General features: G+C 38.5%; 6 protein-coding genes. 4 read left to right on the forward strand and 2 right to left on the reverse strand.

Going from position 1 to position 7,434, the window contains the following annotated elements:
• Nucleotides 1–86: 86 nt before the first annotated feature.
• Nucleotides 87–1,565, reverse strand: coding sequence for a putative basic amino acid antiporter YfcC (gene yfcC, locus AB6E52_RS19835; RefSeq protein WP_017059744.1), 1,479 nt, complete (start codon nt 1,563–1,565; stop codon nt 87–89).
• 398 nt (nt 1,566–1,963) lie between these two features.
• Between yfcC and AB6E52_RS19840 the strand changes: the two genes are divergently transcribed.
• From AB6E52_RS19840 to AB6E52_RS19855, 4 genes are all read left to right on the forward strand, one after another.
• Nucleotides 1,964–2,512 (forward strand): recombinase family protein, encoded by a 549-nt coding sequence (locus tag AB6E52_RS19840; RefSeq protein WP_102320381.1) that lies wholly within the window; start codon nt 1,964–1,966, stop codon nt 2,510–2,512.
• 40 nt (nt 2,513–2,552) lie between these two features.
• Entirely contained in the window at nt 2,553–3,476 is a 924-nt protein-coding gene (locus tag AB6E52_RS19845) for an STM4504/CBY_0614 family protein (RefSeq protein ID WP_102320380.1), read from the forward strand.
• Between the two features lie 704 nt (nt 3,477–4,180).
• Nucleotides 4,181–5,260, forward strand: a complete 1,080-nt coding sequence (locus AB6E52_RS19850) for a site-specific integrase (RefSeq protein WP_102320379.1) — start codon at nt 4,181–4,183, stop codon at nt 5,258–5,260.
• A gap of 73 nt (nt 5,261–5,333) precedes the next feature.
• Nucleotides 5,334–6,713: a DUF3987 domain-containing protein gene (locus AB6E52_RS19855; protein WP_102320378.1), complete on the forward strand. Its 1,380-nt coding sequence runs from the start codon at nt 5,334–5,336 to the stop codon at nt 6,711–6,713.
• A gap of 60 nt (nt 6,714–6,773) precedes the next feature.
• On the opposite strand, the gene AB6E52_RS19860 is transcribed toward AB6E52_RS19855, so the two are convergent.
• Nucleotides 6,774–7,250: a hypothetical protein gene (locus tag AB6E52_RS19860; protein WP_102320377.1), complete on the reverse strand. Its 477-nt coding sequence runs from the start codon at nt 7,248–7,250 to the stop codon at nt 6,774–6,776.
• Nucleotides 7,251–7,434: the final 184 nt, after the last annotated feature.

The following is a 7,434-nucleotide window of genomic DNA, read 5'->3' on the forward strand; positions in this document are numbered from 1 at the left end:
GTGTTGGATGATTGTTATTGAAAGCTGTGATTAAAAATGGGCAGTAAACTGCCCATTGAGATACACGTAAATATTGAAAGGCGCTGTTATGCAAAACCCAGCAGGTGAGCCGCAACAATAATAACGCTCGACAAGCAGAATAGCAGCACGATAAAGCGCCAGCAGAATTTTGCCCAATCACCCCAGTCAATGCGGCATACACCTAGTGTTGCCATCAAAGAAGCTGATGTTGGGACGATGATATTGGTAAAGCCATCACCTAGCTGGAATGCTAAAACCGCGACTTGACGAGTCACACCTGCTAAATCGGCGAGTGGCGCCATTAATGGCATCGTTAGAGCTGCCTGCCCTGATCCTGACGTTACAAAGAAGTTGAAAATAGCTTGGAAGGCGAACATCAGCCAAGCAGCCATCGCTTCTGGCAATGCACTAATCACACCGCCCGCACTGCTTAAGATTGAATTCAGTACGCTTGGCTCGGTTGCATCGCTGCCGCCGCCTAAAATCAGCAAGATACCTTTAGCACTACCCACAAGAATAGCGGGCGCTAGCATCACACTTGCGCCTTCCTTAAATGAATCGGCCATGTCGTTGATGGTCATATCATTTAATCGGAAAATAACACCGATTAAGCCAGCAACAAATCCCATAGTGAAAAACTGAGAGGCAATTTCAGGAATGTACCATGCGTGAACCACTACACCCCAAATAACCCAGGTCATGCTCGCTATCACGGTGAGAATCACCAACGTATCGCCGATATTCCAACGTGATTGAGTCAAGTCTCCTTGTTGCTTCTTGAAGTAAACATCACCAGCTTTACTGTAAGATTTCGAAGGGTCTTTCTTTACCGAATTCGCATACCACATCGTAAAAGCGATGCCGAGCGCGGTGAAGAAAACCCATAGAGCGATACGCACCGATGCCCCAGATAAGACAGGTACACCAGCAATGCCTTGGGCAACAGCAACAGAAAATGGGTTCATCCAAGAAGCAGCAAAACCAATCTGAGTCGCTACGTACGTCACCATTACCGTAGTAATACCATCATAGCCAATACGTACCATTAGCGGCGCGATAATAATGGCAAAGGCGACGGCTTCTTCACCCATACCAAATACAGCCCCACCGAGCGAGAACAGTGCAAATAATACTGGAATGAAAAGCGATTGACTGCCCTTGGTTTTGTCTATGAGACGCAAGATACCGTTATCAATAGTACCTGTGCGCATCACAATGCCGAAAGCACCGCCAATCACAAGCATAAACATGATAACGCCGATTGCTGAACCCCACTTAGATCCAGACACTAAACCTTCAAATACGAAGTTCATTAAGCCGATATCACCACCGCTGGCGAATAGTCCGACAGTATTGTAAATCGGGTTGCCTTGGGGGTCGGTGTGATAGGCAAATGAAGCTGGATCTAGAACGGTACGAGTTTTCTCTGCACCATCAGAAACATAGCTGATGTCTTGTGTTTCAAACATGCCTGCAGGTATGACATATGTCATTGCAGTCGCAAGCAACGCGATAAAGAAAATTAGCACCAGAGTATCTGGCATTTTCCATGTCTTATTTTGGATGGTATCCGATGTTGTGGTTGTCGTGCTCATTGTCAGTTTTTAGCTATAATTAAGATTGGCATAAAATATCACTAATTAAGCATATAATGTCAATTTTAAGTTGGTTTTTGGCTTGTTTGGTGGTGTTATGTTCTTGTTTTTGCGTGGCATGATGGTTTTTATTTTTAACTTGTTATTGCCTGGTTTTATTTAGAGGTAAAAAGTCCTAGCTCAGGTGCTTTTTAAGCAGTGCGGTAAGTTTCATAGAGCGACTCTGGATATATAAAAAACTATACCTTATGAGACTGTATCTAAGGTTGTCTCAAAAGCATTGACTTAGAGTTTTGATACATGCAATCCTGTAAGTGTTAAGAGGTTTTGAGACACTAGGAGTAAGCATGGCGAACGTAGGTTACATTCGAGTTAGTACAGCAGAGCAGTCCACCAGCAGACAGTTAGCAGATGTGAAACTGGATAAGGTGTTCGAGGAAAAGGTATCAGCTAAGACAGTAGACAGACCGCAGTTACAGGCATGCTTGGATTATGTCAGGGATGGAGATGTACTACATGTTCACAGTCTAGACCGTATCTGTCGTAGCGGTGCAGGTGATGCTGTTGGGCTGGTGGAGCAGATGAATCAGAAAGGTGTATCAGTACAGTTCCACAAGGAAGGAATGAGATTCGATGGTGCTATGAGTGCAGCACAGAAGGGTGTGCTGGGGATACTGGCAGCAGTGGCACAGATGGAAAGGGAGCTGATTAAAGAGCGTCAGGCAGAGGGTATAGCAGCAGCTAAAGCAGCGGGTAAGCACATAGGCAGACCGAAAGCACAGGTGACGAAAGAGGATGTGCAGAGGCTATTGGATAACGGTGTGACAAAAGCCAAAGCAGCCAAAGAGTTAGGGATAGGTAGGGCTACGTTGTATAGGTTACTTGGTGCTGTGTAGGCGGTATAATAGGCTGAAACAATTAGTATAAGGAAATAACGTGGCTGTATTTGAACTGTATTCAACTAGAAATAAACCCAAACACCCAGAAGTGTATCAGTATGATGAAGCAAGCAAAAAGCTTCGAGCACAGCTTGTTCAAATCGCACTTGGAGCAATCGGAACATACAAAGCAGGGTACTACGAGGGTGCTACACCCTCAGAAAGTGTGTATTCAGAAATGTTTAAAATACTGTGCAAAGAGTACGGTGAATACAAACTGATGGGGTTTGATGATGGTTGCCATGAATGGCTTAAAGAAATGTACGACAATGCACCTCTGGAGCAATTCTTAGACACGTTGGAGGTAACCTGCAAGTTCATTGATGTAGTTGTTCGGAAGAACTTCTACAGGCACTCGCATGATGACTCGGCAAGACAAAAACCTGACGATGCGCTGAAAGAAATCAACGAGCGAATGAAGCGTGATGGGTTTGGATTTGAATACAGCAACGGAATTATCATTAAGGTAGATGAACAGTTCATCCATGCAGAGGCAGTTAAACCAGCGCTCTACATCTTGCAGAACTATGAAGCACCTAGACAGGAGTTCCTAGAGGCGCATGAGCATTACAGGCACAGCAACTTTAAAGAGTGCTTGATGAGTTGTGGGCGTGCGTTTGAAGGCATGATGAAAATTATCTGCGACAAAGAGGGCTGGGAGTACAATCCGAAGAAAGCAGGGGCAAGCAATTTAATAGCTCTATGCAAAGATAAAGGATTGTTTGAAACTCATACTCAAGAGCATTTGAATGGGCTTGCTAAAACTTTAGAGTCAGGTGTCCCTCCAATCAGAAATGACAAAGCAGGTCATGCAAAGCCAGAACCAATTAAAGTATCTGAGCACATAACAAAGTACACGCTGCATTTAACTGCGGTCAATTTGGTGTTCTTGAACGATTGCTACGAGGCAATGAAGAAGTAAGATACTACGAGTGCCGCAACTGTGGCATTTTTGTGAGGCACCCATACAAAAACAGCGCTATCCCAAAAGGCGCTAACCTATTGAAATAACGCTGTTTCCAAACGTTTGGTGGAGCTGGCGGGAAGTTGAGGTAAATCCAATATATCCCTTTAAAATCAACATCTTGAACTGATTGATTTTAAGTGAGTGTAAGCTAATAGTACCTACAAATAGAATCAAATTCTAGTGCGATAATTACCTACCTTCTGACACTTCTGACACTTCCAAGTTAATCGACTTTCTTTATCTTTTTAGACGCGAGTTCAACTCCCTAAAAGCCTCTCTCAGTTAGGTATCACAACAACATTACTGACTTGTATGAACTCTAAATCGGTTAGTTTTCGAGATAAAATCGTTCAAACTGGTCAGATGAGTTGTGATGCAAGCAATATCAGTTAGTTAGGTTTAAATGCACTAACCTAAATTCAAGTACTTGTTTTTAAAGGGTTTTTTGCTTTGACATTGCCTTTTTTCAATGGCAAATTTAGTCCCATGCTCTCTTACAGTGATGACATGAATGATTGACGATAAGGTTAGTGTTGAAAAAAGGGGAGTAGCGTTGACTGTAATTGCAGATTTACGTACTCGGCTTAAGAAAGCATCAAAGAATTTTATGAGACAGCGGATATTGGAGGAGTAGTTAACAATGTTAACTATAAGGAAAAATGTTGAAGGGTATTATTAAGAAAGAACTAGATGATTACAGTAAATATCGTTTAGAAGAAGGTGTGTTAGAAAAAACAGTTGATGCAGATAAAAATAAAATAAAAAGAGCGATTAGTCTAATCAATAAAGACATCAGGAAATGGAATAATAAAGATGTGAGGAAGATGAGAGAAGATATTTATAAATTGCCTTTAAATTTGCGTGACTATAAAGAATACGATGGGTTGCCCTTACATTTAATCATGGAAGACATATCAAAAAATAATTATAAATCAATAGCTAATGAAACAGCGAAAAGTTACTTCAGACTAGCAAAGTCATTTTATAATTGGTTACATGTTAATGGAGTGGTTGATAAAGATATATTTAAAGGTATACATCCAAAAAAAAACGACACGAAAAACTGCGAAGCTAGAGATGAATTTAGTGAGTTCGATATAAAATTAATTATTTTTGATGAAGTGTTTCACAATATAGAATATGCAAGTAGTTTTAAGTATTGGGTGTTATTGCTCTGTATTGAGTTAGGACTTAGGCAGGCAGAAGCTGCTCAATTACACGCCTTCAATATACGGTGTATCCTTGGTGTTTGGTGTGTGGAAGTAAAAGAAAATAAAGTTTTAGATCAAAGAACAAAAACAAAAGATAGTAATAGAGTTATTCCTATAACTAGGAATTTAATTCGGCTAGGTTTTTTGGATTTTGTGGAAGATTCAGGGGATGGTCAGATCTTTAAAGATATTAAACCAGATAGGAGAGATGGATGGGGAAGAATGGTAAGTAGATGGTTTACTGAGAAAAAGAAATATGAGTGGGGATTTGACGATAGAAAAGTTTTTCACTCCTTTAGACATACATTTAATAACTCACTCAAACAAAGTGACGTAGAAGAAATTGTTGCCGCTGAGATAGCGGGCCATTCTGCGGGAGGCGTTACATATAATAGGTATGGAAAATCGTATTGTTTAAAAAAGAAAAAGAAAATAATTGAAAAAAATACACCTAAATGTGTAAAAAAACTTCCTAGAATCTACCCAAGGAAAAATATAAAATCATATTTAAATTGGTTGGTTCTATAATAGATTAACGCTTAATAACTCACTTTGGATTGTTCTCATATGAAATATATTAAATGTAAGAAAAGAAGGTTTTATGAATATAATAAAAAAGTTTTTTAAAAATGAAAATTCAAACAAAAAAATAGACAAGAAAAACACTAATAAAAAAATAGAGTGTGAAAATGATGAAATCATAAACGAGGAATCTAAAGAGCCATCATTAGAATCTGTACCAAAATTAGCACCTGAAGCATTACATGGGGTTATTGGAAAAGCAGTCAATGTATTTTGTAATAGTACAGAGGCGTTGGTTGTAGCATTATCAGTAGAAATACTGTGTTATTTATCAGTTTGTATCCCGCGGGGTAATGCATACTTACAATTTGGTGCTACTACTACTGAACCGAGGGTGAATGGTATTGTTGTAGCTGCAACTGGTGAAGGTAAGGGGATCTCTACTCGACAATTTGAGTGTGTACGAAAACGTATGGCAGAATTGGATGCTAGCTTGGTATGTCCAGTTTTCGAAGGGGGATTATCTACACCTGAAGGATTGATATCACTTATTAGGGATGAAAATAACACTGAGGATGATAAAAATATTAGTGCCTCAGTTGGTAATCAATTATTAGTAATAGAAGAGGAGATGTCTTCTATATTCAATCTCGCTAATAATGCAAGAAGTAATTTCAGCCCTTTATTTCGTGAATTATTTGATGGTAAACCAGTTTCACCATTAACAAAATTTAATAAGATAAGTTGTGATAAACCACACGTATCATTTTTTGGTCATATAACTCAACAAGAGTTGCATCTGGTAGTGAAAAAGGTTGACATATATAATGGTTTCTTAAATAGGTTTCCTCTGTTTTTTGCAAAGAGAGAAAATAGCATACCATTTCCCTATAAAATACCTTACAGCAATATTGATATGATTGCTAATGATCTTATGGGTATAATTAGTTGGGTAAAAGAAGAGGAGCATGAAATGGAATATTCGACATGTTACAAAGTACTATGGGAAATTGAATATGAAAAACTGAGGTCCTTAGGAAAGCAGGACAGTATTGAAAGAGCTTTACTTAGTCGTGCTACTCATTATGCGACAATGTACTCGATTATCTTTGCGGTAATGGATAAAAGTACAGTTATCAAGTCAGTTCACTTAAAAGCTGCACTAGCTTGGATCGACTACTGGCACCAATCACTTACACACATATATCGCACAGAAAGTAAACGGGCGAAATATGCAGAACTAGAAGAGAAAGGGAGAAAAGTTATGGATGTTATTGTGAGGGAAATTCAGGCATCAGAACAAGATAATATTGGTAAAACGCCATTGACAAAAGCATTTAGTGGTAAGTTTAGTTCTCGAGATATTAGTGAAATTCTTGAATACCTTCAAAGTAAACCTAACCCTAAAATTAAAGTAGACAAGTTGCCTAGAAATGCATTAAAAATAAGCTTGTGCTAGCTATCACTATATGAATGTTGAAACCTCAGAATTGTCATAACAGTCCTGAGGTTTCTGTGTTTATTTGATTATGCTCTTATTAGATAAGGATTCTATTTTGGTCAGAGCATTTCTAGTTGAATCAGATATATCTCCAACGATACAATCCATGTATGATTTTTTAATTCTGTTAAATTGTCTGTTCATTTGTTTTTCATTTTTACTTTCAAATGCCAAAAACCACTTTTCCATCTGCTTAATCATACGAATCAAGTTTTGATTTTGTGTGACATTACTATCAAGTTCGTTTTTATTTGCTTTCCATATTTCTAATTTTCTACCAGTATCTTTGTTTTTTGGTGAATAATCCTCGATTCTATAGCCAAAGTTTTTAAGAACTGACGATGTATAAATATTTTTTACTATCTTTGTAAACTGTTTACGTTGTAATTCTTTAAGTATCCTAAAATCATTACCATCAAAAACTACTTTTGGCAGTATCAAATGAATATGATCACCAGTTCCGCCTTTGATGCTCTGATCTTGCTGATGCAGCACCGCTCTAACACAAACCGAAAACCGTTTAAACTCTTCAGGTGTTAGATTACAATATTGACGAGTTTGATAACATATATCATTAATGACTTTTTTCCACTTTTCAGGTTCAGGCCGATAACTCTTAGGTAACGGTGTTTTTCAAGGTAGTTGTCATCATTTGCTTACTTATTAAGCAGCTTCTCTT

It is taken from the genome of Vibrio sp. 10N.247.311.13 (assembly GCF_041467595.1).
Lineage (GTDB): Bacteria > Pseudomonadota > Gammaproteobacteria > Enterobacterales > Vibrionaceae > Vibrio > Vibrio crassostreae_C.

Excerpts from the sequence above, each read along its gene's own strand:
- AB6E52_RS19840 (WP_102320381.1), top strand. The coding sequence starts at position 1,964 with ATGGCGAACGTAGGTTACATTCGAGTTAGTACAGCAGAGCAGTCCACC.
- yfcC (WP_017059744.1), bottom strand. The coding sequence starts at position 1,565 with ATGCCAGATACTCTGGTGCTAATTTTCTTTATCGCGTTGCTTGCGACT.
- AB6E52_RS19850 (WP_102320379.1), top strand. The coding sequence starts at position 4,181 with ATGTTGAAGGGTATTATTAAGAAAGAACTAGATGATTACAGTAAATAT.
- AB6E52_RS19855 (WP_102320378.1), top strand. The coding sequence starts at position 5,334 with ATGAATATAATAAAAAAGTTTTTTAAAAATGAAAATTCAAACAAAAAA.